Annotated in this window: 25 protein-coding genes and 1 tRNA gene; 16 read left to right on the top strand and 10 right to left on the bottom strand. The window is 72.5% G+C overall.

The genetic code is table 11. From position 1 onward, the window contains the following. Window positions 1-7: 7 nt before the first annotated feature. Together RM590_RS27390 and aceE are read right to left on the bottom strand one after the other, a co-directional pair. Complete coding sequence (locus RM590_RS27390) at window positions 8-1,198, bottom strand: alpha/beta hydrolase (RefSeq protein WP_311707402.1); 1,191 nt, start codon at window positions 1,196-1,198, stop codon at window positions 8-10. Window positions 1,199-1,346: 148 nt separating this feature from the next. Continuing rightward, entirely contained in the window at window positions 1,347-4,079 is a 2,733-nt protein-coding gene (gene aceE, locus RM590_RS27395) for a pyruvate dehydrogenase (acetyl-transferring), homodimeric type (RefSeq protein WP_311707403.1), read from the bottom strand. 390 nt (window positions 4,080-4,469) lie between these two features. Between aceE and RM590_RS27400 the strand changes: the two genes are divergently transcribed. From RM590_RS27400 to RM590_RS27420, 5 genes are all read left to right on the top strand, one after another. Continuing rightward, entirely contained in the window at window positions 4,470-4,904 is a 435-nt protein-coding gene (locus RM590_RS27400) for a DUF3052 domain-containing protein (protein ID WP_311707404.1), read from the top strand. 111 nt (window positions 4,905-5,015) lie between these two features. Then, window positions 5,016-5,474: a peroxiredoxin gene (locus tag RM590_RS27405; protein ID WP_311707405.1), complete on the top strand. Its 459-nt coding sequence runs from the start codon at window positions 5,016-5,018 to the stop codon at window positions 5,472-5,474. Between the two features lie 87 nt (window positions 5,475-5,561). Then, window positions 5,562-6,149, top strand: a complete 588-nt coding sequence (locus RM590_RS27410; RefSeq protein WP_311707406.1) for a TerD family protein — start codon at window positions 5,562-5,564, stop codon at window positions 6,147-6,149. 48 nt (window positions 6,150-6,197) lie between these two features. Beyond that, window positions 6,198-7,328, top strand: coding sequence for a DUF475 domain-containing protein (locus RM590_RS27415; RefSeq protein WP_311707407.1), 1,131 nt, complete (start codon window positions 6,198-6,200; stop codon window positions 7,326-7,328). Between the two features lie 90 nt (window positions 7,329-7,418). Beyond that, complete coding sequence (locus RM590_RS27420) at window positions 7,419-8,171, top strand: Tellurium resistance (protein ID WP_311707408.1); 753 nt, start codon at window positions 7,419-7,421, stop codon at window positions 8,169-8,171. A gap of 8 nt (window positions 8,172-8,179) precedes the next feature. Here the strand turns inward: RM590_RS27420 and RM590_RS27425 are convergent, their stop codons facing one another. Continuing rightward, window positions 8,180-8,878 carry a TerD family protein gene (locus RM590_RS27425; RefSeq protein ID WP_311707409.1) on the bottom strand — a complete coding sequence of 233 codons (699 nt, stop codon included), beginning with the start codon at window positions 8,876-8,878 and terminating at the stop codon, window positions 8,180-8,182. Between the two features lie 92 nt (window positions 8,879-8,970). Between RM590_RS27425 and RM590_RS27430 the strand changes: the two genes are divergently transcribed. Genes RM590_RS27430 through RM590_RS27440 form a run of 3 tightly spaced genes read left to right on the top strand, consistent with a single transcriptional unit; the run spans window position 8,971 to window position 13,534 of the window. Then, window positions 8,971-10,134, top strand: coding sequence for an HpcH/HpaI aldolase/citrate lyase family protein (locus RM590_RS27430; protein ID WP_311707410.1), 1,164 nt, complete (start codon window positions 8,971-8,973; stop codon window positions 10,132-10,134). Beyond that, window positions 10,131-12,686 carry a phosphoribosyltransferase gene (locus tag RM590_RS27435; RefSeq protein ID WP_311707411.1) on the top strand — a complete coding sequence of 852 codons (2,556 nt, stop codon included), beginning with the start codon at window positions 10,131-10,133 and terminating at the stop codon, window positions 12,684-12,686. Before RM590_RS27430 ends, RM590_RS27435 begins: the two co-directional genes overlap by 4 nt. A 23-nt stretch (window positions 12,687-12,709) precedes the next feature. Beyond that, complete coding sequence (locus RM590_RS27440; RefSeq protein ID WP_311707412.1) at window positions 12,710-13,534, top strand: HAD family hydrolase; 825 nt, start codon at window positions 12,710-12,712, stop codon at window positions 13,532-13,534. Here RM590_RS27440 and RM590_RS27445 read toward each other — a convergent pair. Both RM590_RS27445 and RM590_RS27450 read right to left on the bottom strand, forming a co-directional pair. Beyond that, entirely contained in the window at window positions 13,470-14,117 is a 648-nt protein-coding gene (locus tag RM590_RS27445; RefSeq protein WP_311707413.1) for a DUF4383 domain-containing protein, read from the bottom strand. The genes RM590_RS27440 and RM590_RS27445 overlap by 65 nt on opposite strands. A 70-nt stretch (window positions 14,118-14,187) precedes the next feature. Then, window positions 14,188-15,528 (bottom strand): hypothetical protein, encoded by a 1,341-nt coding sequence (locus RM590_RS27450; protein WP_311707414.1) that lies wholly within the window; start codon window positions 15,526-15,528, stop codon window positions 14,188-14,190. Between the two features lie 132 nt (window positions 15,529-15,660). Between RM590_RS27450 and RM590_RS27455 the strand changes: the two genes are divergently transcribed. Both RM590_RS27455 and RM590_RS27460 read left to right on the top strand, forming a co-directional pair. After that, window positions 15,661-15,732, top strand: a tRNA-Val gene (locus RM590_RS27455). A 138-nt stretch (window positions 15,733-15,870) separates the two neighbouring features. Then, window positions 15,871-16,647: an SAM-dependent methyltransferase gene (locus RM590_RS27460; protein WP_311707415.1), complete on the top strand. Its 777-nt coding sequence runs from the start codon at window positions 15,871-15,873 to the stop codon at window positions 16,645-16,647. A 34-nt stretch (window positions 16,648-16,681) separates the two neighbouring features. Here the strand turns inward: RM590_RS27460 and RM590_RS27465 are convergent, their stop codons facing one another. Next, window positions 16,682-17,407 (bottom strand): LysR family transcriptional regulator substrate-binding protein, encoded by a 726-nt coding sequence (locus RM590_RS27465; RefSeq protein ID WP_311707416.1) that lies wholly within the window; start codon window positions 17,405-17,407, stop codon window positions 16,682-16,684. On the opposite strand from RM590_RS27465, the gene RM590_RS27470 reads away from it, so the two are divergent. After that, entirely contained in the window at window positions 17,399-18,121 is a 723-nt protein-coding gene (locus tag RM590_RS27470; RefSeq protein ID WP_311707417.1) for an alpha/beta fold hydrolase, read from the top strand. The genes RM590_RS27465 and RM590_RS27470 overlap by 9 nt on opposite strands. A gap of 17 nt (window positions 18,122-18,138) precedes the next feature. Here the strand turns inward: RM590_RS27470 and RM590_RS27475 are convergent, their stop codons facing one another. Further along, window positions 18,139-18,780, bottom strand: coding sequence for a DedA family protein (locus RM590_RS27475; protein WP_311707418.1), 642 nt, complete (start codon window positions 18,778-18,780; stop codon window positions 18,139-18,141). A gap of 216 nt (window positions 18,781-18,996) precedes the next feature. On the opposite strand from RM590_RS27475, the gene RM590_RS27480 reads away from it, so the two are divergent. Both RM590_RS27480 and RM590_RS27485 read left to right on the top strand, forming a co-directional pair. Further along, a complete protein-coding gene (locus tag RM590_RS27480) occupies window positions 18,997-19,566 on the top strand; it encodes a superoxide dismutase family protein (RefSeq protein ID WP_311707419.1) in 570 nt (189 codons plus the stop codon). A gap of 231 nt (window positions 19,567-19,797) precedes the next feature. Continuing rightward, window positions 19,798-20,397 (top strand): TMEM165/GDT1 family protein, encoded by a 600-nt coding sequence (locus RM590_RS27485; protein WP_311707420.1) that lies wholly within the window; start codon window positions 19,798-19,800, stop codon window positions 20,395-20,397. Here the strand turns inward: RM590_RS27485 and RM590_RS27490 are convergent. The 3 genes from RM590_RS27490 to RM590_RS27500 form a co-directional block, all read right to left on the bottom strand. Then, on the bottom strand, window positions 20,387-21,046 hold the full coding sequence (locus tag RM590_RS27490; protein ID WP_311707421.1) for an HAD-IA family hydrolase: 660 nt from the start codon (window positions 21,044-21,046) through the stop codon (window positions 20,387-20,389). The two genes, RM590_RS27485 and RM590_RS27490, sit on opposite strands and share 11 nt — an antisense overlap. A 233-nt stretch (window positions 21,047-21,279) precedes the next feature. After that, complete coding sequence (locus RM590_RS27495; protein ID WP_311707422.1) at window positions 21,280-21,687, bottom strand: SRPBCC family protein; 408 nt, start codon at window positions 21,685-21,687, stop codon at window positions 21,280-21,282. 68 nt (window positions 21,688-21,755) lie between these two features. After that, window positions 21,756-23,759, bottom strand: a complete 2,004-nt coding sequence (locus tag RM590_RS27500) for an MDR family MFS transporter (protein WP_311707423.1) — start codon at window positions 23,757-23,759, stop codon at window positions 21,756-21,758. A gap of 183 nt (window positions 23,760-23,942) precedes the next feature. On the opposite strand from RM590_RS27500, the gene RM590_RS27505 reads away from it, so the two are divergent. From RM590_RS27505 to RM590_RS27515, 3 genes are all read left to right on the top strand, one after another. Next, the gene (locus tag RM590_RS27505) at window positions 23,943-24,914 is read left to right on the top strand and encodes a peptidoglycan-binding domain-containing protein (RefSeq protein ID WP_311707424.1); all 972 of its coding nucleotides are present in this window, start codon (window positions 23,943-23,945) and stop codon (window positions 24,912-24,914) included. A 90-nt stretch (window positions 24,915-25,004) separates the two neighbouring features. Further along, window positions 25,005-25,265, top strand: a complete 261-nt coding sequence (locus tag RM590_RS27510; RefSeq protein WP_311707425.1) for a ribbon-helix-helix domain-containing protein — start codon at window positions 25,005-25,007, stop codon at window positions 25,263-25,265. Further along, entirely contained in the window at window positions 25,262-25,705 is a 444-nt protein-coding gene (locus tag RM590_RS27515) for a PIN domain-containing protein (protein ID WP_311707426.1), read from the top strand. Before RM590_RS27510 ends, RM590_RS27515 begins: the two co-directional genes overlap by 4 nt. Window positions 25,706-25,712: the final 7 nt, after the last annotated feature.

The following is a 25,712-nucleotide window of genomic DNA, read 5'->3' on the forward strand; positions in this document are numbered from 1 at the left end:
GGCCAGCTCAGGCGTCCTGCCGGCGGGCGCACGGGTCGGCCGGTGCGCAGCCTGCGACGCCCGGGGCGCATGTGACGTCGTTAACGGATCCGGCGCCGATCAGCGCCAGATTCTCCAGGCTTCGCGCGTCCGGTTCGAAGTAGCCGCTGTGCCCCTCGGCGTCGCCCGTGCTCAGCAGCCGGGCGCCGAACGAGGGCGTCGCCGGATCGGTGCCGTGCCCCAGCGGGCCGATCGCCAAATGCGGGACGTCCTGGATCCAGTCGTCCTCCGCGCGCATCGCCCACACCCGCGCCGTGGTGTCCAGGTCCGCCACGTCCGAGGCGCGCATGCCCGGGCTGCCCGCCACCGCGATGTCGCTGACGCGGCGCGGCAGTTCGGAGGCGGCCACGCCGCACACCACGGAGCCGTAGGAGTGGCAGAACAGCGCCACGGGCGCGTCGCCGGGCAGCGCGCGGACGGACTCGACGAGCCGGTCGGCGCCGTGCGCGGCCAGCTCGGCGGTGGCGGCGGACATCGCGAGGCCGACCGGGCTGTCGTAGTCGGCCCAGGCGATCACCGCCGTGGACTCCTCGGGAGCCACCGCGCGTTCCTGCTGGTAGAGGGCCTCGGCCATGCCGGAGGGCGCGGTGTACTTGCGCTGGGTGCGTTCGAACGTGAGCAGTTCGGTGTCCACGCCGGGCACCACCACGGAGATGCGGTCGGCGGTCGTCAGGTCCCCGAAGACCTCCGCGGCCCGGCCCCGGCCGGTCGGGTCGAACGACAGGAACTGCCGCCCGGGCGTGAGCATCGACTCGAAGCGGTGCATGCGGCGGCCCGCCTCGTGCTGGCCGGCCGGCGAGAGGCGCGGATCGGTCATCCGGCGGCGCTCGGCGTCCCGCGCCTCGGCGAGCGCGCGCCGGTTCGCGCGGTAGCGCAGCGTCACGGGCGCGCCGGCCAGATTCCCCACGACCAGCGGATAGCGGTCGGCCAGCCGGTCGCGCTGAGCCCGGGTCAGTCCGGCGAAGAACCCGGAGATCCGGTCGGGCGGGGCGTCGGGATCCGGCAGCGGTCTTCCCGCGACGGTCCCGCGGTCCCACTCCCGCAGCTCCACCTCGTAGGCGTCGGGACTGGCCTCGGCCCCCCGCGCGATCCAGCCGGCGGTGGCCAGGACGACGAAAACCACCGCCAGCGGCAACAGGACCCGTCTGGCAGTGGACACTCGGACAAGGGAACGGACTTCTTCGCGCACTGCGTATGCATCCTAGGGGGCGGCAGCGCGTGCTCCCGAATCCCGGCGGCCGCACAACGGCGTCGCGCCCGGACTTTAGGGTCCGGGCGCGACGATTGTCACATGTGCGGGAGTGCCGTCAGGCGTCCCCGCCCGCGGGGCCGGGATCGGCCGCCGCCACGTCGAGGAGCTGGTAGCGGTCGATCGCCTGCTTGAGCACCGAGCGGTCGATCTTCCCGTCCTTGGCCAGCTCGGTGAGCACGGCCAGCACGATCGACGGGGTGTCGATGTGGAAGAAACGGCGCGCGGCGCCGCGGGTGTCGGCGAAGCCGAAGCCGTCGCCGCCCAGCGACTGGTACGTGCCGGGCACCCAGCGCGCGATCTGGTCCGGAACCGACCGCATCCAGTCGGAAACGGCCACCACCGGTCCCTGCGCGCCCTGGAGCTTGCGGGTCACGTACGGCACGCGCTGCTCCTCCTCCGGGTGCAGCAGGTTGTGCTCCTCGGCCGCCACGGCGTCCCGGCGCAGCTCGTTCCAGGAGGTGGCGGACCATACGTCCGCCTTGACGTTCCACTCCTCGGCCAGGATCCGCTGGGCCTCGATCGCCCACGGCACGGCCACGCCGGACGCCAGGATCTGCGCCGGGACGCTGCCCGCCGTGCCCGCCTGGTAGCGGTACAGGCCCTTGAGGATGCCCTCCACGTCCACGTCCGCCGGCTCGGCGGGCTGCGTGATGGGCTCGTTGTAGACGGTGAGGTAGTAGAAGACGTCCTCCGCGTTCTCGCCGTACATCCGGCGCAGGCCGTCCTTGACGATGTGCGCGATCTCGAAGCCGAACGCCGGGTCGTAGGCGACACAGGCCGGGTTCGTGGAGGCGAGGAGCTGCGAGTGGCCGTCCGCGTGCTGCGTGCCCTCACCGGTCAGAGTCGTGCGCCCGGCGGTCGCGCCCAGGACGAAACCACGTGCGAGCTGGTCGCCCATCTGCCAGAACTGGTCACCGGTGCGCTGGAACCCGAACATCGAGTAGAAGACGTAGACCGGGATCAGCGGCTCGCCGTGCGTCGCGTACGCCGAGCCCGCGGCGATCAGGGAGGCCGTACAGCCCGCCTCCGTGATGCCGTCGTGCAGCATCTGACCGGTCGGCGACTCCTTGTAGGACAGCAGCAGTTCACGGTCGACCGACTCGTAGGTCTGCCCCAGCGGGTTGTAGATCTTGGCCGAGGGGAACAGCGAGTCCATGCCGAACGTGCGGTACTCGTCGGGCGCGATCGGCACGAACCGCTTGCCGATCTCCTTGTCCCGCATGAGGTCCTTGAGCAGCCGCACGAACGCCATCGTGGTGGCGACCTGCTGCTGCCCGGAGCCCTTCTTGACCGCCGTGTACGCCTTGTCGCCGGGCAGGGTCAGCGGCTTGGAGCGGTCCACACGGGTGGGCACGTAGCCGCCGAGCTCCTTGCGGCGGTCGTGCATGTACTGGATCTCATCGGAGTTCCGGCCCGGGTGGTAGTACGGCGGCAGGCCGGACTCCAGTTCGCTGTCCGGGATCGGCAGGTGCAACCGGTCGCGGAAGCCCTTGAGGTCGGCGACCGTCAGCTTCTTCATCTGGTGGGTCGCGTTGCGGCCCTCAAAGTTCGGCCCGAGCATCCAGCCCTTGACCGTCTGCGCGAGGATCACCGTCGGCTGGCCCTGGTGCTCCTTGGCCGCCTTGTACGCCGCGTAGATCTTGCGGTGGTCGTGACCGCCCCGGCCCAGGTGCAGGATCTGGTCGTCGGTCATGCCCTCGACCATGGTGCGCAGCCGCTGGTCGCCGCCGAAGAAGTGCTCGCGGATGTACGCGCCGGTCTCGGTGGCGTACGTCTGGAACTGGCCGTCCGGCGTGGTGTTGAGCTTGTTGACCAGCGCGCCGTCGCGGTCCTGCGCGAGCAGCGGGTCCCAGGAGCGGTCCCAGATGAGCTTGATGACGTTCCAGCCGGCGCCGCGGAAGACCGACTCCAGCTCCTGCATGATCTTGCCGTTGCCGCGCACCGGGCCGTCGAGCCGCTGGAGGTTGCAGTTGACGACGAAGGTCAGGTTGTCCAGGCCCTCGCGGGAGGCGAGCGAGAGCTGGCCCAGCGACTCGGGCTCGTCCATCTCGCCGTCGCCGAGGAACGCCCAGACGTGCGACTTGGAGGTGTCGGCGATGCCCCGGGCCTGCATGTAGCGGTTCATCCGGGCCTGGTAGATCGCGCTGATCGGGCCCAGGCCCATGGAGACCGTGGGGAACTCCCAGAAGTCCGGCATCATCCGCGGGTGCGGGTAGCTGGACAGGCCGTGCGGCGCCTTCGACCGCTCCTGGCGGAACGCGTCCAGGTTCTGCTCGGACAGCCGGTCCAGCAGAAAGGCCCGGGCATAGATGCCGGGCGAGGCGTGACCCTGGAAATACACCTGGTCGCCGCCGTCGCCGCCGTCCTTGCCGCGGAAGAAATGGTTGAACCCGACGTCGTAGAGCGACGCCGAGGAGCCGAAGGTGGCGATGTGCCCGCCGACCCCGATTCCCGGCCGCTGCGCGCGCGAGACCATGACGGCCGCGTTCCAGCGGGTCGCGTTGAGGATCTTGCGCTCGACTTCCTCGTCACCGGGGAAATACGGCTCGTCCTTGGTCGCGATGGTGTTGACGTAGTCCGTGCTGCGCATCTCGGGCACGGCCACCCGCTTCTCACGGGCGCGCTCGATCAGGCGGAGCATGAGATAGCGGGCCCGTTCCCGGCCCCGCTCGTCGACGGCGGCGTCGAGCGAGTCAAGCCACTCCTGAGTTTCCTCAGGGTCGAAGTCCGGGACCTGGCTGGGAAGGCCGCCAATGATGATCGGGTTGCGATCTGATCCGGAAGCCACGCTGTTCCTTCACTGTGAGTTGTCTGCTCTGCTTGTGTCGCGCCGCCTCCATCGTGTACCGCTGACGGCGAAACGTCATCTCTACTGGGCGGTAATCCTCACCTCATGATCCTCACCGATCCTTAGCGGGGCCTTGCCGGGGCGGCATGCCGACCGGGCCGACACGGGGGCCGACCGGCCACCCTACGCCTCCCTGGGCGACGCCCTGCGAACACCCGTTCGCGAGACTATGGTGCAGATCACGCGGCCGTCGTGGGCCAAGACGTCAACGTTTGGGCAGGCTCGGCGGCCGGGTACTTGCGCGATCCGTCCCGCCCGTGTGGACTACGCCCAAGCCGCGCACACGCGCGGGCCCACCCGTACTTTTCCTACACAGGACAGGAGCTATCCGTGAGCGCGACCGCGGACCACGCGGAGGAGCGGACCAATCCCGCCGCTCGGCTGGGTTTCCAGCCCGGACAGGTGGTCCAGGAGCTCGGCTACGACGAGGACGCCGAGCAGGAACTCCGCGAGGGAATCGAGGCCATCACGGGCCAGGATCTCGTCGACGAGGGCTATGACGACGTGGCCGACGCGGTGCTGCTGTGGTTCCGCGAGGATGACGGCGACCTGACCGACGCGCTGGTGGATGCCACCACGATGATCGACCCCGGCGCCCCGGTGTGGCTGATGACGCCGAAGACCGGCCGCGAGGGCTATGTCGAGCCGAGTGAGATCGGCGAGGCGGCGCAGACCGCCGGCCTGGCCCAGACCAGCAGCGTCAGCGCCGGCAAGGACTGGTCCGGCAGCCGCCTGGTCACCCCGAAGGCGGCGGGCAAGAAGTAGCGCACCGCGCGGGAGACGCCAACGGTCCCTGGGGGCATGCGAGCCGCCAGGGACCGCGTCGTAGGCTGGGCCTGTCACTTTACCCACCACTGGGAAATGGATTACCCGCCCATGGCGATCGAGCCCGGCTCCAAGGCCCCTGACTTCCAGCTCCGGAATCAGCACGGCCAGACCATCACGCTCGCGGACTACCGCGGCGGGAAGAACGTCGTCCTGCTCTTCTACCCCTTCGCCTTCACCGGCGTCTGCACGGGCGAGCTGTGCGCGCTGCGCGACGAGCTGCCGAAGTTCGTCAACGACGACGTCCAACTCCTGGCCGTCTCCAACGACAGCCCGTTCTCCCTGCGGGTCTTCGCCGAGCAGGAGGGGCTGGAGTACCCGCTCCTGTCGGACTTCTGGCCGCACGGCGAGGTGTCCCGGGCGTACGGCGTCTTCGACGAGGAGAAGGGCTGCGCCGTGCGCGGCACGTTCATCATCGACAAGGAAGGAGTGGTCCGCTGGACCGTGGTCAACGGCCTTCCGGACGCGCGCGATGTGAACGATTACGTCACGGCGCTCAACGCTTTGTGAGTCCTGGGGCAGGATCGGCTCAAGGCGCCCGAGCAGCGCACGGTCACACGGGGTCCGCGCGGCCCCGCCGGAAGGAATGGAGGACCCGTGGCAGGAGTCAGTCTCACCAAGGGTGGCAACGTTTCGCTGACCAAGCAGGCTCCGAACCTGACCGCGGTCACCGTCGGACTGGGCTGGCAGGCCCGGGCCACCACCGGTGCCGCGTTCGACCTCGACGCCAGCGCGCTGCTGACCGACGCCCGGGGCAAGGTGCTCAGTGACCGGCACTTCGTCTTCTTCAACAACCTGACCTCCCCCGACGGCTCCGTGGAGCACCTCGGCGACGAACTGGTCGGCTCGGCCGGGGAGGACGACGGGGACGAGGAGGAGATCAAGGTCGATCTGGCCGCCATGGCTCCCGAGGTCGACAAGGTCGTCTTTCCGGTGTCCATCTACGAAGCGGAGTCCCGGCATCAGAATTTCGGCCAGGTCTCCCACGCCTACATCCGCATCATCAACCAGGCCGACGGCAGGGAACTGGCCCGCTACGACCTGACGGAAGACGCCTCGACGGAGACCGCGATGGTCTTCGGCGAGCTGTACCGGCACGCTGGCGAGTGGAAGTTCCGCGCCATCGGCCAGGGATACGCCTCAGGACTGCGCGGGATCGCCCTGGACTACGGGGTCAACGTCTGACATGTCAGCCTGCATATCCGCGACCCCGCGCGGGAGACTGGACTTCTTGTGATTCTGAAAACCTTCGGCTGGTCGTTCGCCGTCACCGGGGCCGGCCTCGTCGCCGCCCTCGTCTTCTGGGGCTGGGAAGCCCTGGCCATCGTCGCCATCCTCTCCGTCCTGGAGATCTCCCTCTCCTTCGACAACGCGGTGGTCAACGCCGGTGTCCTGAAGAGGATGAACGAGTTCTGGCAGCGGATCTTCTTGACCATCGGCATCCTCATCGCCGTCTTCGGCATGCGGCTGGTGTTCCCGGTGCTGATCGTCTCCATGACCGCCCAGCTCGGGCCCGTCGAGGCCGTCGAGCTGGCGCTGGACGAGCCGGACCAGTACGAGCAGCTCGTCACCGACGCCCACCCGGCGATCGCCGCGTTCGGCGGGATGTTCCTGCTGATGATCTTCCTGAACTTCATCTTCGAAGAGCGGGAGAACAAGTGGCTGAAGTGGCTGGAGAAGCCGCTGTCCAAGCTCGGCCAGATCGACGGCTTCTCCGTCGGCGTCGCCCTCGCCGCGCTGCTGCTGACCGCCACCACCATCGCCAGCAACGCCGCCCAGCACGGCGGCCACTACGTCGACAAGACCGACACCGTGCTGCTCTCCGGCGTCGGGGGTGTGCTCACCTATCTCCTGGTCGGCGGCCTGTCGGGCTTCTTCGAGCACCGGCTGGAGGAGGACCAGGAACGGGCCGAGGAGGCCGAGGAGGCCGCGCACCGCGCCGGTGAGCCGACCGCCCTGGGCCTGGCCGGCCGCGCCGCGTTCTTCCTCTTCCTCTACCTGGAGGTCCTGGACGCCTCGTTCTCCTTCGACGGCGTCATCGGCGCGTTCGCCATCACCAACCACATCTTCTGGATGGCGCTCGGCCTCGGCATCGGCGCCATGTACGTCCGGTCGCTCACCATCTACCTGGTCCGCCAGGGGACGCTGGACGACTACCGCTACCTGGAGCACGGCGCCCACTACGCCATCGGCGCGCTGGCCGTGCTGCTCCTGATCAGCATCCGCTGGCACATCAACGAGGTCATCACGGGCCTGCTGGGCGTGGCGCTGATCGGCGCGTCGTTCTGGTCGTCGGTGCGGCAGAACAGGCTCGACGCGGCCGAGGAAGAGGGGAAGAAGCCGGCGGTGAGCTCCGGGGTGTGAGCCCCGGCGGATCGCGGAAGCCTTACGTAGCGGGACGGTGACCGGCCGTCCCGCTGCGTAGCGGTACATCTTCGAGGGGGTGGCGCGGCCATGGCGTCCCTGTGGTCGTACTGGCGGCACGGTGGCATGCCCAAGCAGAAGTTCGACACCGTCGGCGGCATGTCGAGCTACGCGGTCGAGCTGACCAAGCGCTCGCCGACCGCCCCGCTGACCGGCGCCGGGTCCGAGACCGGCACGTTACGCGTCGACCTGTCCTGGCGGATGCGCAGCAGCACGGACTTCGACCGCTCCGCCCGGTCCGCGTTCTGGCGCCGCCCGCTGGAGATCTTCAAACCCGCCGAGATCCAGGGCCACTCCCAGGGCGTCGCCAGCATCGACTTCGACCTGGCCTGCCTGTACGAGCTGAAGGACGGCTCCCGGGGCGTCGTGCAGTCCCTGGGCGACCTGCTGGGCGACTTCGGCGCCGCGCCGTACATCAAGCTCAGCGGCGACGACCGGTTCGGCACGGCGTCCGGCGAGAGCATCTATGTGAACCTCGACCACGCCGAGGAGTTCAAGCGGCTGCTGGTCTTCGTCTACATCTACGACGGCGTGCCCGCGTTCGACCGCGCCGACGTGGTCGTCACGCTGGTGACCGCCGACGGCAAGAACGTCGAGATCGGCCTGACCGACCCCGTGCCGCAGGCCCGGGCCTGCGCGGTGGCGCTGATCGAGCACCACAAGGGGCAGTTGGTCGCCCGCCGCGAGGTCAAGTACGTCTACGGATTCCAGTCCGAGATCGACCGCCTCTACGGCTGGGGCATGTCCTGGGGCCGCGGGGTCAAGCCGAGCCGCCAGCGCTGAGCCTCCGGTCATCCCCGCGCGCGGTGCCGCTGCCCGGTCGGCAGGAACTGCGGGCCCTGCGGGGGCAGGGTGAACGCCGGGTCGGGCTGCGGGTAGCCGTAGGACGGCTGGCTGCGCGGGTCGGGCTCGGCCGGGCGGCTCGCCGCGCCGATCCCGAAGTCGGCGGCCAGGGCGATCAGTCCGCCCCGGTAGCCGCGGCCCACCGCGTGGAACTCCCAGCCGCTCGCCGTGCGCACCGCCGCGCCGCACACCACCGCCGTCTCCTCCGGCTCCGGAGTCAGCGGGAGCACGGCCAGCGGCGCGCCGCCCGCCGCGTTCTCCAGCACCAGCCGCGGGCCGCTCTCGGCCGCGCGGAACCCGCCGTCCGCCGAGGCGGCCAGCACCAGTCGCGAAACCGACGCGTCCAGCCGCGCGAGATCCGCCTCGATGGCGTCCCGCAGCCCTTCCCCGTCCCGCCGTTTCGGCAGCCTGCGAACCATGCCCGTTGGATGACGCGGCTGGTTGTAGAAGACGAAATCCCCTTCCGTGCGCACCTGTTGAGCCATGTCGAGCAACAGCGCGGAAAGATCCAGATCCGGAACTCCGCGCCGCGCGCCCGCTGCCGTCGGCGTCCAGCGCAACACGGCGCGTAACCCGGCGACGGGAAGGTGAATTGTCGCCCCCATTTCCAGCGCGTGTGTCATATGAGGAATCCTGCCTGCCGCCATACGTCCGAAACAATGCCGCGCTTACGATTGCCGAGGGAGCCGGTCCGTCAGCGGGACGCGACCGGAATGGCAGTGATCACTCGGGGAGATCCATGCGGCATTACGGGCACCTCACGCCTGCGCAGCGTCGCGCCTTGTTCCACCAGGAGCCTGCCGAATTCGGGCCGGCGTCCCCCGTGCGGACCCTGGGCATCGCCCTGGGAGCCACGCTCTACAGCCCGGCGACCCGGCCGCGGCTGGCCGCCGACATCCGTAAACAGGCGGCGTCCGGGGTCGTGTCCATGGTGCTCTGCCTGGAGGATTCCATCGGCGACACCGAAGTGCCCGCCGCCGAGGAGAACTTGGTCCATCAGTTCGCCGAGCTGGCGCGCGAGGGCGCCGACGACAGCCTGCCGCTGCTCTTCATCCGGGTGCGCACCCCCGACCAGATCACCCGGCTGACCGGCCGGCTCGGCGAGGCCGGCCGGCTGCTCGCCGGCTATGTGCTGCCCAAGTTCACGGCGGCCTCGGGCCCGGCGTTCCTGGAGGCCGTCACCGGCGCCGAGGTCATGTCGGGCCGGCGGCTGCTGGCCATGCCCGTGCTGGAGTCGCCCGAGCTGCTGCACCTGGAGACGCGCGCGGCCGGGCTGGCCGCCGCCGCCCGCGTGGTGGAGAAGTACCGCGACCGCATACCCGCGATACGCCTGGGCGTCACCGACTTCTGCTCCGCCTACGGGCTGCGCCGCGCGCCGGACATGTCGGCCTACGACGTGCAGCTCGTCGCCTCCGTCATCGCCGACGTGGTCAACGTCTTCGGCCGCGCCGACGGCTCGGGTTACGCCGTCACCGGCCCGGTCTGGGAGTACTTCCCGGTCACGGAGCGCATGTTCAAGCCGCAGTTGCGCAACAGCCCCTTCAGCGGCCGGGCCGAGGAGCTGCGCGCCCGGCTGATCGAGCACGACATGGACGGCCTGCTGCGGGAGATCGAGCTCGACCGCGCCAACGGGCTGAGCGGCAAGACGTGCATCCACCCCTCCCACGTCGCGCCCGTGCACGCGCTGTCCGTGGTCACGCAGGAGGAGTTCAGCGACGCCGCCGACATCCTGCGCACCGGCCCGGAGGGCGGCGGGGTGCTGCGTTCCGCCTACACCAACAAGATGAACGAGGTGAAGCCGCACCGGGCCTGGGCCGAGCGGACCATGCTGCGCGCCGAGGTCTTCGGCGTGGCCCTGGACGGCGTCGACTTCGTCGACCTCCTGACGGCGGGCATCGGATGAGCGCCGCCGAGGAAGGCATATGGGCGGGGGAGTGGGTCACCCGTCGGCTGGGCGTCCAACTGCACGGTGACGAGGCCCGGGAGCTGCTGGGCCTGGCGCTGCGGCACAACCCCCGGCGCGCCCATCTGCTCGTGTCGAACGTGCTCGGCAAGCACGTCCCGCGCCCGCCGGCCACCGTCTATGGCACCGGCCTGGAACTGGGCCGCCGCGTCCGGGAGTCGCTCGGCGACGCGGCCGCGGACCGGGCCGTCGTCCTGGGCTACGCGGAGACCGCGACGGGCCTGGGGCACTGCGTGGCGGACGGCCTGGGCGGCGCGCCCTACCTGCACTCCACGCGCCGTCCGGTGCCCGGTGTCGACCCGGTCGGCGGGTTCGAGGAGGAGCACAGTCACCACACCTCCCACCTGCTGCTGCCCACCGACCGGGGGCTGCTGACCGGCGACGGGCCGCTGGTGCTCGTCGACGACGAGCTGTCCACCGGCCGCACCGTGCGCAACACCATCGCGGCGCTGCACCGCGCCCGGCCCCGGACCCGTTACGTCGTGGCCGCCCTGGTGGACATGCGCACCGAGGCCGACCGGGCGGCGCTGGCCAAGTTCGCCGCGGACCTGGGCGCCGCCGTCGAGGTCATCGCGCTGGCCCGGGGCGGCGTGGACCTCCCCGACGACGTGCTGGAACGCGGCGCCGCGCTGGTCGCCGCGCACCGCGAGACCCCGCACCCCGGCGCGCACGCCGCGCGCGCGGTGCGCGTTCCCCTCGACTGGCCGGACGGGCTGCCCGACGGCGGGCGGCACGGCTTCACCCCGGCCGACCGCCGCCAACTGGAGGAGGTGCTGCCCGGCCTGGCCGCCGGGCTGGCCGCCGCGCTGCCCGAGAGCGCGCGGCGCGTCCTGGTGCTGGGCACCGAGGAGTTGATCTACGTTCCGCTGCGGCTGGCCGCCGCGCTCGAAGGGGCCCCGGGCGCGCCGGAGGTGGCGTTCTCCACCACCACCCGTTCCCCGGTGCTGCCGGTGGACGACCCCGGCTACGCGATACGGACCCGCCTCGCCTTCCCCGCCCACGACACCCCCGCCGACGGGCCGGGCCCCCGCTACGCCTACAACGTGGCGGGCGGCGGCTGGGACGCCATCGTGCTGGTCACCGACACCGCGGGCGACACCCCGGCCCTGCACGCGCCCGACGGCCTGCTCGCCCAACTCGGCGCGCACGCCCCGCACGTGTCGCTGGCGCCTGTCCGGTCGACCGTGCCGGGCCCACGACGCCTGGCACCGCACCTCGCTGCGTTGTCGGGCCCGCCCAAGTACGCCCAGCACGAGGGCGACCCTCCGCCTTGCGATGCACGGCACCAGACGCCGCGGGCTGATCCGACAGGGCCAACCGGACAGGCGCCACGCGTCCCCGCGCTGCCGCACCCGCTGCGCGGCCCGGCGTTCTCCTCCTACGCGGCCGAGGAGGTCGGCTGGCTCCTCCAGGACCTCTCCGACGTCACGCTGGAGGCGCCCGCCGAGGAGCGCGAGGAGGCCATTCAGTCGGGCGGCGCCCACTACGCGGAGTCGCTGCCCGTGGAGTACCAGCCGAGCGCCGAGTACCAGCGGCTCTTCCACGCCGCCCTGGAGTCCTCGGCCGCCCGGGTCGCCCGCGCGGTCGGCACCGTCACCGAGGCTGTGCTCGCCGAACGTTCCCGGCCCGGCCGGGTGCCGGTGCTGGTCTCGCTGGCCCGGGCCGGCACGCCCATCGGCATCCTGATGCGCCGCTGGGCGCGGCGCGCGCACGGCCTGGACCTGCCGCACTACGCCGTCTCCATCGTGCGCGGCCAGGGCATCGACACCACCGCGCTGCGCTGGCTGGCCGCCCATCACGACCCGGCGGACGTCGTCTTCGTGGACGGCTGGACCGGCAAGGGCGCGATCACCCGGGAACTGGCCGACGCGCTCGCGCCGTTCCCCGGCTTCGACCCCGCGCTCGCGGTGCTCGCCGACCCGGGTGGCTGTGTGACCACCTATGGCACCCGGGAGGACTTCCTCATCCCGTCCGCCTGCCTCAACTCCACAGTGTCCGGGCTGATTTCACGCACCGTGCTGCGCGACGACCTGGTCGGGCCGCACGACTTCCACGGCGCCAAGCACTATCGCGAGCTGGCCGGCGCCGACGTCTCCGGCCACTTCCTGGCCGCCGTCGCCGCCCGTTTCGCCGATGACGCAGTCGTCGCGGGCGTCGCCGCCGACACCGCCGCGCTGCTGGCCGCCGACCGCACCCCGACCTGGGAGGGCTGGCGGGCCGTGGAGCGGATCAGCGAGGCGTACGGCATCGGCGACGTGAACCTCGTGAAGCCCGGCGTCGGCGAGACCACCCGCGTGCTGCTGCGCCGGGTGCCCTGGCGGATCCTCGCCCGGCGCGGCGCGGGCGCCGACCTCGACCACATCCGGCTGCTGGCCGAGCAGCGCGGGGTGCCCGTCGAGGAGACCGACGACCTGCCCTACAGTTGCGTGGGGCTCATCCATCCCCGTTTCACCAAGGGCGCCACCGGTGCCGACGGAAAGGCCGCACAGTGACAGGCCGCACAGTGACTCACCGCGTGAGAACGATCGTCGCCACCGACCTGGATCGCACCCTCATCTACTCGGCCGCCGCGCTGGCCCTGGACATGCCGGACGACGACGCGCCCCGGCTGCTGACCGTCGAGGTGCACGAGTCGCGGCCGCAGTCGTATGTGACCGAGACCGCCGGCGGCCTCATCGCCGAGCTGGCCGCGCACCCGGACGCGTTCTTCGTGCCCACCACCACCCGCACCCGCAAGCAGTACCGCCGGATCAACTTCCCCGGCCCGGTGCCGCGTTACGCGATCTGTGCCAACGGCGGGCAGCTGCTGGTGGACGGCCGCACGGACTACGACTGGAACGCGTCGGTCCGCGCCGCGCTGGCCGCCGAGTGCGCGCCGCTGGCCGAGGTGCGCGACCACCTGCGGCGCGCGGCTGGCCGGGACTGGCTGCTGAAGGAGCGCGAGGCGGAGGGGCTGTTCACGTATCTCGTCGTGGAACGCGACCTGATGCCCGACACCTGGCCGAAGGAGCTGGCCGACTGGGCCGGGCCGCGCGGCTGGACGGTCTCGCTCCAGGGGCGGAAGCTCTATGCCGTGCCGCGCCCGCTCACCAAGAGCGCCGCGGTCGCCGAGATCGCGCGCCGCACCGGCGCGGACACCGTGCTGGCCGCCGGGGACTCGCTGCTGGACGCGGACCTGCTGCTCGCGGCCGACCTCGGCTGGCGGCCCGGCCACGGCGAGCTGGCCGCCGCCGGGTGGCAGGCGCCGCACGTCACGGCGCTGGCCGGGCAGGGCGTCAGGTGTGGTGAGGAGATTCTTCGCGCTCTGCTTCGGCACGCGTCCGCCGGGCCCGCGCGCTGAGCTCGCGCCGCCTGCGCTCCACCAGTTGGTGCCGGCGCTCGGCGTCGCGCCCGGCCTCCGGGTTGCGGGCGCGCCAGTACGGGTTGTCGTGCGGCAGCCGGCCGCTCACCCGGCCGTACATGCCGAACGTCATCAGCAGCAGGCCCACGGCGAAGCTGAAGATGACGTTCTGCATGCGGAAGTTGAGGATGTTGGCGTCCGTCTCCAGGACGGCGAGGTTGGCGAAGCCGCTGAGGATGAACGCCATGCCCAGCAGCATGTTCAGCGTGGAGGCGAAGTTGCCCCCCTTGATCATCCCGGCCAGCAGCAGCAGGCCGACCACCACGGACAGCCAGCTCAGCGCGCCGTCGGTGTTCAGACCCCACACCGTCTCGTCGTGGGTGGCGAACAGCCCGATGTTGCGGGTCAGGCCCAGCACCCCGAAGATCAGCAGTCCCAGACCCACCAGGGCCGCGCCGATCCGGTAGACGCGACTGAGCTTCCGGTCCACCGGCAGGTGCTCGTCCAGATGCGTCCGCCGCAGCAGCGCGCGCGGCCCGGAGCGGGGCAGCCGCGGGGAGCCGCTCATGGTGTACGTGCTCATGGGAAACCTCCTGGACCCCGCGTACCCGGGGAAATCGCCCGCTAACGGGCCTTCCCGGCGGCGCGGGCCTTCACCGGCCGGAGCGGATGTCCTCCACCACGGCCGCCACCATGCCGCGCACCGCCTCGGTCTCGGTCAGGAACCGCCAGTAGTCGGGGTTGCGCCCGCCGTTCTCCAGGTCGCCGATCGCGCGCTCCAGCCGCTCCACCGCCGCGTCCAGCGGCCCGGCGTGCCGCGGCTCCGGGAACGTCCTGCCGTTCATCGCCAGCCGCTGCGCGTCGCGGATGACGAACCGGGTGCGTTCGATCTCCTTGCGCGGGCTGAACGAGACCTCGTTCAGCCGCCGCAGCCGCTCCCCGGCCGCGGACACCGCCTCGTCGGTGCGGCCCAGCAGCTCGTGGACGGAGGTCAGCCGGGCCGTGGCGTCGGCGAACCGCTGCTCCTCGTGCGCCCGGCGCGCCTCCCGCAGCGTCTCCTCCGCCTGCCGCACCGACTCCTCGGCCTGCTCGGGCACCTTCTGGAGGTCCTGCCAGCAGGCCACGCTGAAGCGGCGGCGCAGCTCGCTGAGGACCGGCTCGACCTGCCCGGCGCGGGTGGTGATCGCCTCCGCGCGGGTGCGCAGGCTGGACAGCCTGCGGTCGATCTCCTTCGCCCGGCGCGGCAGCCGCTCCGCCTCCGCGGCGATCGCCTCGGCCCGGCGCCGCACGTCCTCGGCCCGGCGGATGGTGGGCTTGATGCCGTGCTGCCCGGCGCCCTCGTTGAGCTTGCGCAGCTCGGGCCCGAGCGCGGCCAGCGCGGCGGCCTGGTCCTCGGCGCGCAGCCCGGCGCCGCGCGCCGTGTCGAGCGCCTCGGTGGCGGCGCGCAGCGCGCGCCGGGCGCGCTCCACCGCGGGTGCCACCTGCGCGAGCTGGGACTCGGCGCGTTCCACCAGGGGGCGCAGGCTCTCGCCGAACCGCTCCAGCTCCTCCCGGACGCGCACCAGCTCGTCCTTGGCCCGCAGCAGACCCTGCCGGGCGCGCGACGCGGTGCCCGCGTCCAGCGACCCGCTGTCCAGGTCGTGGGCGTCCATCGCCGTGATGTAGTCCTGGCTGACCCGGTCGACGCGCTCGCCGAAGGCGGCGAAGTCGGCGGCGGCCCGCGCCGCCCGGGGGCTGTCGTCGGCGGCGGTGATCGTCTCGATGGTGATCCGCAGATCGCGCTGCGCGGTGTCCAGCTCGTAGAACGCGGTGGCCGCCGCGTCCTTGGCCTCCTGCGCCTCGGCGCGCAGATCCTCCACGCGCCCGCGCCCCCACCGGCGCGTGCCGCCCCCCGTGAACGCCCCCGGCAGCACGGCCGCGGCCACGGCGAGCAGGGACAGCGGCGGCAGCAACACGGATGCGGCGAGATCCTTCGCGATACGCGTCGCTGTCACGTGTCCTTCTCCCCGTTGTGGATGGGCCATGTGAGTCCGCTGCCCATTCTCCCACCGGGCCCGCGAAGCGGGGGCAACCCGGCGTTTACGGGCCCGTGCGCGGGTCCGTGTAGGCTGAGCCCGAAATCCGGCGGGTGCATAGCTCAGTGGTAGAGCGCCGCCCTTACAAGGCGGATGTCGGCGGTTCGAACCCGTCTGCACCCACTTCCGGCCCGTACCGGTGGCTTCTCGCCGATCGACGGCCGACCTCAATTCGCACTAGGCTTCGACGCGTTGATTCGTGGTTCAACGGCTCCAACTGAGTAGAGGGCGATGACAGGGGACGGCGATTCGCCGGCGCCGGTGCGGACCGACCGACCGCACGCGGCCCGGATGTACGACTACCTGCTGGGCGGCCGCGACTACTACGCGGCGGACAGCGAGGCCGCGGAGAAGGCGCTGATCGCGGCGCCGACACTGCGGACCGCGGCCCGGGAGAACCGCAAGTTCCTGGGCCGGGCCGTGCGGTACCTGGTACAGGAGGCCGGCATCCGCCAGTTCCTGGACCTGGGGACCGGGCTGCCCACCGCGGAGAACGTGCACCAGGTCGCGCAGGCCGCCGACCCCGAGGCGCGGATCGTCTATTTGGACAACGACCCCATCGTGCTGGCCTTCGGCGGCGCGATGCTCGCCCAGAACGCGCGCACGGCGGTCGTGGACGGCGACATACGCGATCCGCTCGGCCTGCTGGCCAACCCGAGGACGCGCGCGCTGATCGACTTCGAGCAGCCGGTCGCCGTGCTCGCGGTGGCGGTGCTGCACTTCATCGCCGACGAGGAGGACTCGGTCGGCATCGTGCGCACGCTGCGCGAAAACGTCGTGCCCGGCAGCCATTTCGTGCTCTCGCACGGCACCGCGGACATCTTGCCGGGCGCCGCCCGGGGCGTGGAGGCCGCCTACCGGGCGCAGGGCGTTCCGCTGACGCTGCGCACCCGCGAGGAGTTCGCCACGATGTTCGACGGGCTGGAGCTGGTGGACCCCGGGATACAGGTCGTCTCCGACTGGCGCGCCACCGAGCCGGAGTCCGAACGCCCCGCCCACACCGACGTGTCCTGGTACGGCGGAATCGGGCGGCTGTGACCCCGCGCCCCTCCTCCTCGGGGCTGTCGCTCCGTCAGCCCCAACTGGTGCCCCGGCCAACGGCGTTCACGTAGCGTCGGTCGCCGGTGAGCGCGTCACCAGGCGGCGGAACGCCCGCGCCGCGGGTGACGGGCCGTCCTCCTCCCCGCCGCCCGCCGGGCCCGGCGCGAAGGCCAGCACCAGCGTGCGGTGCAGCCGCGGGCGCAGCGGCCGGGCCACGACCGACCCGTCCGCGCCCCTGCCAGGTGTCCCGCCCGAGCGACGGCACGATGCTGACGCCGAGCCCGCTGTCGACCATGCCGACGATCGCGGACAGCTCGCCCGCCTCGAACGCGACGTCCAGCTCGACGCCCGCCTCCCGTGTGGCGTGCCGGATCAGCGAGCGGCAGCCGCCGGTGGAGAGGATGAACGGCTCCCGCGCCAGCTCCGCCAGCGTCACCGCCGGGGCCGCGGCCAGCGGGTGGGCCGCCGGCAGCAGCGCCAGCATCTCGTCCGAGCCCAGCTCCACCGTGTCCAGCCCGGGCGCCGGCAGGGTCACCACCCCGGCCTCCACGGCTCCGCGCTCCAGCCAGGCCCGCACATCCCGGTCGAAGCCCTCCAGCAGCCGGACCCGCACCCGCGGGTGGTGCCCGGTGAACTCCCCGATCAGCGGCGCCAGCAGGGGGCCGGTGGCGGTCGGCAGCGACGCCAGCCGCAGCTCCCCCGTCACCTCGCCCGCCGCCGCCGCGACCTCGGTGCGGACCAGGTCGAAGTGGCGCACCGCGTGTGGCAGCCCGTGCTCGGCGACCTGGCCGCCGCCGGACTGCGCCCGGTCGCCGTGGACCTGCCCGGGCTGGGGCGCTCGGCCGGGGAGCTGACGACTGAGACGGCCGCCGTTCCTGCGCTGGCCGCCTGGGTCGCGCGGTTCGCCGCCGCGCTCGGCCTGACCGGGCCGCTGCGGGTCGCCGGGCACGACATCGGCGGCGCCGTCGCCCAGCACCTGCTGGCCGGCGGCGACGCGGAGGTGGCCCGCCTCGCGCTGGTGAACTCGGTGAGCTACGACTCCTGGCCGGTGCCGGCCGTGGCCCGCTTCCGCGACCCGGCGGCCCGGGCGGCCGTTACCCAGGAGGAGCTGCTGGCCGCGCGCCGGGCGGCGCTGCTCGCCGCGCTGGGCCGCCCGGCCAGGGAGGACGAGATCCGCGAGTACCTTGAGCCGTGGACCGACCCGCGCACCGCCCGTTCCTGGCTGTGCCTCGCCGCCGCGGCCGACAGTCGGCACACCCTGGCGGCCCTGCCCGGCCTGGTGGCCTCGGCCGCGCCGAAGCTGCTGGTGTGGGGCGAGGAGGACCGTTTCCAGCCGGTCGGGTACGCCGAGCGGTTCGTCGCGGAGGTCCCGCACAGCACCCTGGTCCGGATCCCCGGCGCGGGGCATATCCCGATGGAGAACGACCCGGCCGCGGTGGCCCGCGCCCTGGCCCACTTCTTTACCGACTGAGGGGCTTCACTGTCCGACTAGGCCGCCGGCTTCGTTCCGTCGGCCGTCGGGCGCAGCAGGCGCAGGGCGACGAAGCCCGCCGCGAGCAGCGCCACCAGCGACAGCCCGGTGCTCACCCAGCTCGCGCCCAGGAGCTGGCCGCCGAGGTAGCCCACGCCCACGCTGTAGCCGGTCCACACGACGGCGGCCAGCGCGGACCAGGGCAGGAAGTCCCGCGCCCGGCGGCGGGCCACCCCGGCGCCGAGGCTGACCACGGCGCGGCCGGCCGGGGCGAACCGGGCCAGCACGACCAGCGGGCCGCCGCCCCGGGTGAGGGCTGACTCCAGCCGCTGGTGGGCGACGGTCAGCCGGCGGGAGCGCGAGATGGCGCTGCCGAAGCGGCGCCCGCCGCGCAGCGCGAGGCGGTAGGCGAGCAGGTCGCCGACGATGGACGCGGTGGTGGCGCAGATGCCCAGCAGGAAGAGCTGCGGCAGCCGGGGGTCGGGGTCGGGCGTCGGCAGCCCCGCCACATCGGCGGCGGTGCCGGCGGCCACGGTGGCAGCGGTCACCACGAGGGCGCCGCTGGGCAGGAACGGCACAAAGACGTCGAGCAGGATGGACACCGCGACGATCACATAGATCCACGGTGCATAGAGCAGTACCCCCAAGGTCTCCTGCACTGTGGTCCCCGATTCCCCTATGCGTCCGATGCCGTGTGCGGGCCGCGTGCCCGGTGTGACGCGCTCTTGCTCGCAACGGTTCCGCCGTACAGCGTACGCCCGGGTCCCCTCTCGGCAGCACTCGGGTGGGTGTGGTGGGCATCTCAAAGCCCGTTCCGGGCAGGGTGATCCAGCAGGACGAAAGATCACGCCCATTACTTCGAGGAGGAACAGCGGATGAAGACTCTGGCGACGGGCGCCGCCGCGCTGGCGGCGGTGCTCGGGCTGGCGGGCACCGCGGCCGCCGGCGACGCGCAGGGCCGGTCCTGGCTGTGGGAGGCCGGTGTGTTCACGCCGGTCGGCGCGGCCGCCGCGACACCGGAGGCGGTGTCCTACAACGAGGAGCTGGTGCCCGCGGGCGCGCCCATCGTCGTCACCCAGCGGGTCGGGGGTGACGGCATGACCGTCGAGGTGCTGGTGGGGGGCCTGGTCCCCGGGCACACCTACGGCACCCATGTGCACACCGGCGCCTGCGGCACCGAGCCGACCGCCGCGGGACCGCATTACCAGCACGTCGCCGGGCAGGCCGAGCCCGGGAACGAGGTGTGGCTGGACTTCACGGCCAACGCGTTCGGCTGGGGCAAGGCCACCGTCCGGCAGGACTGGGTGTTCCGGGAGGGCGGCGCGGCCTCGGTCGTGCTGCACGAGCGGGCCACCTCGCACGGGCACGGCGAGCACCCGCCGGGGGACGCCGGCGGCCGAGTGGCGTGCTTCACCGTTCCGTTCATCGGTGAGGGCGGCTCCTGACGGTTAGAGTGTCCGGGTCTGAAGGGGAGTAGCTCTTCGCCGGACCGTCGACATACTGGCCCGCGCGCCCATGGCGCGGGGCCCGGCGCCCGGAGCGGGCGGCCACCGTGCCGCCCGCCAGCGAGACCTTCGGCAGGGCAGTGCCATGAAACGTTGTGGACGCTGCCGTGCCGAAGCGTCGCGCGCTCCCGCGGGCGGACCGGCACGGTGGCCCGAGTACAAGGAATCGCCGTGTTCAGCCTCACCGTCGCCGCCGTCGTCTTCGGCGTCATCTTCCTCGCGGAGCTCCCCGACAAGACCGCGCTGGCCGGGCTCGTGCTCGGCACCCGCTACCGCGCCTCCTACGTCTTCGCCGGCATCGCCGCCGCGTTCACCGTCCATGTCGCGCTCGCGATCGCGGCGGGCAGCGTGCTCACGCTGCTGCCGCAGCGGCCGTTGCAGGCGGTGGTGGCGCTGCTGTTCCTCGGCGGGGCGCTGCTGCTGCTCCGCGAGTCGCGCAAGAAGGACGAGGACGAGGCGGACGCCGAGCGGCCGGCGGAGCCCGCGAACCCGTCGTTCTGGCGGGTCGCGGGCAGCGGCTTCACGCTGATCCTGGTCGCGGAGTTCGGCGACATCACCCAGATCATGACCGCCAACCTGGCCGCCCGTTACGACGATCCGCTGTCGGTCGGCGTGGGCGCGGTGCTGGCGCTGTGGGCGGTGGCGGCGATCGGCGTGCTGGGCGGCCGGGCGCTGATGAAGCGGGTGCCGCTGCGGCTGATCACGCGGGTCGCGGCGTGCGTGATGCTGGTGCTCGCGGCGTTCAGCCTGTTCGAGGCGGTCAGGGGCTGACGGCCAGCCGGACGCCGCCGTCGGCGGTCGCCGTCACGGCGACCCGCTCCAGGGTGGGGGCGAACGCGGTCGGCGCGAGGGACGCCGCCCGCGCGCCGACGCCCACCACGCGCATCCCGGCGGCGCGGGCGGCGGCGATGCCGGCGGCGGAGTCCTCGAAGACCACGCAGTCGGCCGGGTCCACGCCGAGTTCGGCGGCGCCCTTCAGGAACCCCTCGGGGTCGGGCTTGCTGGCGCTGACGGACTCGGCCGTGATGCGGACATCCGGCATCCGCAGCCCGGCGGCCGTCATTCGCGCGTCGGCGAGGGCGGTGTCCGCCGAGGTGACGAGGGCGTGCGGTATCCGCTCGATGGCGGTCAGGAACGCGGGGGCGCCGGGGATCGGCACGACGCCCTCGGTGTCGGCGACCTCCTGGGCCAGCAGCACGGCGTTGTCCGCGCGGTTCTCCGCCATCGGGCGGGCGGGCAGCAGCTCGGCCATGGTGGAGTAGCCCTGCCGGCCGTGCATGATCGCGAACACCCGCTCCGGGGCGATGCCCATGCGCTCGGCCCAGCCCCGCCAGACCCGCTCGACGACGGCGTCCGAGTTGACCAGGGTCCCGTCCATGTCCAGCAGAAGGGCGCGGGCTGTCAGGGAGATGGTCGACATCGGGGCGGAACTCCAGACGCGGTGAGGGGCACGGGGGCCCGAACGAGCCAGTGGCCCCGCCCGTTTGCGGTCGGGGAAGCGGGCGGAACCACTTTGTTCGTCCACGGTACAAAACCGGGGCCCCGGTCCGCCACCCCCCTGGGCCCCGGGTACGAAACAATCGCGCGACGTTCGCCACACGTTTCCCTGCCCGGTGGCCCGGAACGCCCAGGTCCGGCCCGGTGCCGCCGCCGCTAGGCGCGTTCCATCAGGCGCTTGAGCGTGGCGAGGTCGGCGGTCACCGCGTCGGCGTCCCGCCGGAACTCGTCGTCACTCATGCCCGGCCGCCGGCGAAGCGTGAACACCACCTCGCACCCGGTGTCGTCGGCGATGACCCGCACCGGATTGTGGACGACCTCGCCCGAGGGCAGCGTGACGTCGTGGTCGAGCACGCCGAACTCGTTCCTGGGCGCGAAGGCGACCTCCACCCGCCCCATGGGTGAGTCCGCGATCCACCGGCCCCCGGTCTCCTCGATGGAACTCCCCAGCCCGGCGGCCCACTCGGGTACATGAGAGGGGTTCGACGCGTAGTCGTAGACGTCCTGGGCGGGGCGGTCGATATGGGTGCTGATGTGCCGGGAGTCCGGAATGGAGGTGTTCATGGCCGCGACGCTACCGGGCCGCCGCCGATCCGGTCTTGAACGGAACGGCCATGGTGCGTTCAAGTCCGTCAGGCAGGGCGGCGCGGCCAGTCCGCGTCCGTGCCGCTCAGTTCCGTGCTCAAGTCCCTTACCAGCTCGGTCAGATCGCGCGGGCGGTCCGGGCCCCACCAGTCGCCGAGGAGCGCGGCCAGCGTCTCCTCGCGGGCGGCGGCCAGGCGGGCGGCCATCTCGTCGCCCGCCGGGGTGGCGAACAGCAGCAGGCCGTCGCGGATCGCCAGGCCGCGTTCCTCCAACTGGCGGGCGGCGGGCGAGATCACCTCCAGCGGGATCGCGGCCCGGTCCGCCAGCAGCGCCGGCTCCGCCGAGCCGAAGTGGCGGATCCGCAGCAGCAGCCAGCACGCCGCCGGCAGCAGGTCCGTGTCGGACCGTTCCGCGATCCGCACATACAGGTCTCGCCGGCCCGCCCGCGTGCCCAGCACGGACAGCGCGCGGGCGCACTCGTCGCCCGACGAGCGCACCACCGGGTTGGGCGGCACCGTCTCGCTCGCGTCCGGCGCCCGCACGCTGCCGCGCAACCGGTCCTCGCGCAGCAGCCAGGCCAGCAGATGCGCGACCAGCACCACCGGCACCGCGTACAGGAAGACGTCCGTGATGGCGTCCGAGTACGACGTCAGGACCCGGTCCCGCACCGGCCCGGGCAGCCCGGCCACGCCGCGCGGGTCGTGCAGCAGCGAGTCGACGGTGACCCCGGGCGGCAGGTCGACGCCGCGCAGCGCGCCGGTGAGGTTGTCCTCCAGGCGGCCGGTGAAGATCGTGCCGAAGACGGCCACGCCGAACGCCGCGCCGATGGACCGGAAGAACGTCACCCCGGAGGTGGCCACCCCCAGGTCCTCGTACCGCACCGCGTTCTGCACGGCCAGCACCAGCACCTGGAGCACCAGGCCGATGCCCATGCCGAAGACGGCGAAGCAGACGCTCATCTCCAGGTTCCCGCTGGTCTCGTCCAGGGTGTGCAGGAGCAGCAGGCCCACGGTGGTGACGGCGGTGCCGAGCACCGGGTAGAGCTTCCACCGGCCGGTGTGGCTGATCAACTGCCCGGACAGCGTGGAGGTGAGCAGCAGGCCCAGCACCATGGGCAGCAGATGGACCCCGGACAGCGTGGGCGAGATGCCGTGCACCACCTGGAGGAACGTGGGCAGGTACGTCATCCCGCCGAACATCGCGAACCCGATGACGAACGCGATCGCGCAGCACAGCGCGAACGTGCGGCCCCGGAAGAGCGTCAGCGGCAGCACCGGTTCGGCGGCGCGCCGTTCCACCACGAGGAACGCGGCCAGGCCCGCCGCCGCCAGCACGGCCAGCACCGCGATCTGCGCCGAGCCCCAGGCCCAGGTCGTGCCGCCCAGCGAGGCGATGACCACCAGGCAGGACGCGACCCCGGCGATCAGGAACGTGCCCGCGTAGTCGATCACGTGCGGCTGCCGCCGCACCGGGATGTGCATCGCTCCGGCGATCACGAACAGCGCCACCGCGCCGACGGGGAGGTTGATGTAGAAGACCCAGCGCCAGTTGAGGTGGTCCACGAACAGCCCGCCCAGCAGCGGTCCCAGCACGCTGGTCGCGCCGAACACCGAGCCGAACAGGCCCTGGTACCGGCCGCGTTCACGAGGTGGCACCAGATCGCCGACGATCGCCATGGACAGTACGATCAGCCCGCCGCCGCCCAGGCCCTGGAGGAAGCGGAAGCCGATCAGCTCGGGCATGTTCCGCGCCAGCCCGCACAGCGCCGAGCCGATCAGGAAGATCACGACGGCCGTCTGGAACAGCGTCTTCCGGCCGTATTGGTCGCCGAGCTTGCCCCACAGCGGCGTGCCCGCCGTGGACGCCAGGAGGTAGGCCGTGACAACCCACGAGAGGTGGTCCAGGCCGCCCAGATCGCTGACGATCGTGGGCAGCGCGGTGGCCACGATCGTCTGGTCGAGGGCGGCCAGGAACAGCCCGAGCAGCAGCGCACCCAGCGACAGCCACAGCGTGCCTCGGGTTCGGTCGGTGGGGGAGGGCTGCGCCGTCATGGGCGCCTCCTGGGGCTCGTCCGTGCGGGGTCCGGGTGTCCGTTCGGGAAAGGTGTGTGGCGCACGGGGTGTCTGGGGTTCATTTTGCCGGGATTCTCCTTGTCCGGCTTGTTGGGTGACTCCCCGGCCGCACTCACCCCGGTGGTGCATAATCGCTGCCATCCACGGGGAGGGGAGGGCGTGATGAGCGACCGGCCCGAGTGTCTGATATGCGGCCGCCCGGCACTGCCCACCGGTGATCCGGCCTGCGACTGCGTCACCCACTCCCTCTCCCGCCGGGTCGATCCCCCGCGCCACGGGCCGAACCCGGCCGATGTGGCGCTGTTCCCGCTGGAGGCGGACCGCCGCGCGCCCGGCGCCCACCCGGAGCATGGCGCCCACCCCGAGCACGGCGCGCCCCGGGAACATGGCGCGCACCGCAAGCCGCGCCGGCGCACGAAGATCGCGGCCGCGGCCGGCGGCGCGGTCGCCGCCGTCGTCGGCTGCACCGCCATCGCCGCCTCGCTGCTCGGCGGCGGGGGCCGCACCCAGGAGGCGCTGGACGAGGACCGGGACGGCCCCAGCCTGGCCCTGCCCGACGGCAGCGAGTCCCAGCCGGAGGCGGACGGCGACGGGGAGGACGCCCCGGAGCCGGCGGAGACCGGCGGGCCGGACGCCTCGCCCGCCCCCGACGCGACCGCCGTCGGCCCGCCGCGTTCCGACGAGACCCGGCCGGACCCCTCCGGAGAGCCGTCCGGGCCGGCCGACCCCGAGCCGGCGGACCCCGGCGAGGAGACCAGCGACCCGCCGCCCTCGCCCGACCCCGAGCCGACCCCCGCCGACCCCACGCCGCCGGCGGACGACGACCCCGGCGGCGGGGGCGCGGGCGACGGCGATGGGAACGGCGGGGGCAACGGGGGTGGCAACCCCGGCGGCAGCGGCGATGACGGCCTGGTGCTCAGCCAGGGCTCCGAGGGCTCCGAGGTCGTCGAGCTCCAGCAGCGGCTGGTCCAGTTGAACTGGGTGTACGAGGGCCCGGTGAGCGGCCGGTTCGACAAGCAGACCTACGAGGCCGTCCGCCGTTTCCAGGTGGCCTACGGCGTCCAGGGCGACCCGGAGGGCGTGTACGGCCGCAACACCCGCCAGGTGCTCGAAACGCACACCGCCGAGCCGTAGTCCTCCGACTGGCCTGGTGATCTCGCGCCGAACCCGGATATGGGAGAGCAGCGGCATACATCAATCCGACACATGGACTACCTTTGGTACATGTCCATGAAGCGCACGAATGTCTACGCGGATCCCGAGGACCTGGCCATCATCAAAGAGGCGGCCAAGCGCCGGGGGATAAGCGAGGCCGAGATCATCCGCCAGGGAATCCACCTCGCCGCCATGGCGAACCGCGTCTGGGACGAGCCGCTGTTCTCGCGCACTTTCGAGGGGCCGGGCCGTACGCCGTCCAGGACGGAGGTCCGTGACACGGTGGCCGACGCCGTTCGCCGCGAGTCGGACACCGGATCCGCCGCGTGATCATTGTGGTCGCCGACACGTCCGGTCTCCTGGCCGCCCTCGACTCGGCTCACCCCGACCACGGAGCGGCGAACGAGGCGATCGCGGCCGCGGGACTCCTGATCATGTCCCCGCTCCTGCTGGCGGAGCTCGACCATGTGGCCACGCGCGAGCTCGGCCGCGAGGCCGCCCTCAGCGCGGTCGACGACATCCGCCGCTGGATGCGCCGCGGCCGTGTCGCCGTCCCGGAGATCACGGAGGACCACCTCGGCGCCGCTCAGTCCCTTCGCGGCCGCTACCGTGACCTGGACCTCGATCTCGCCGACGCGGTGAACGTGGCCCTGGCCGCCGACTACGACACCGACGCGATCCTCACACTGGACCGACGCGACTTCCGCGCCGTACGCCCCCTCGGCCGGTACAAGGCGTTCCGCGTGCTGCCCGACGACCTCCCGCTCTGACGCGGGG

It is taken from the genome of Streptomyces litchfieldiae (genome assembly GCF_031845365.1).
Taxonomy (GTDB): domain Bacteria; phylum Actinomycetota; class Actinomycetes; order Streptomycetales; family Streptomycetaceae; genus Streptomyces; species Streptomyces litchfieldiae.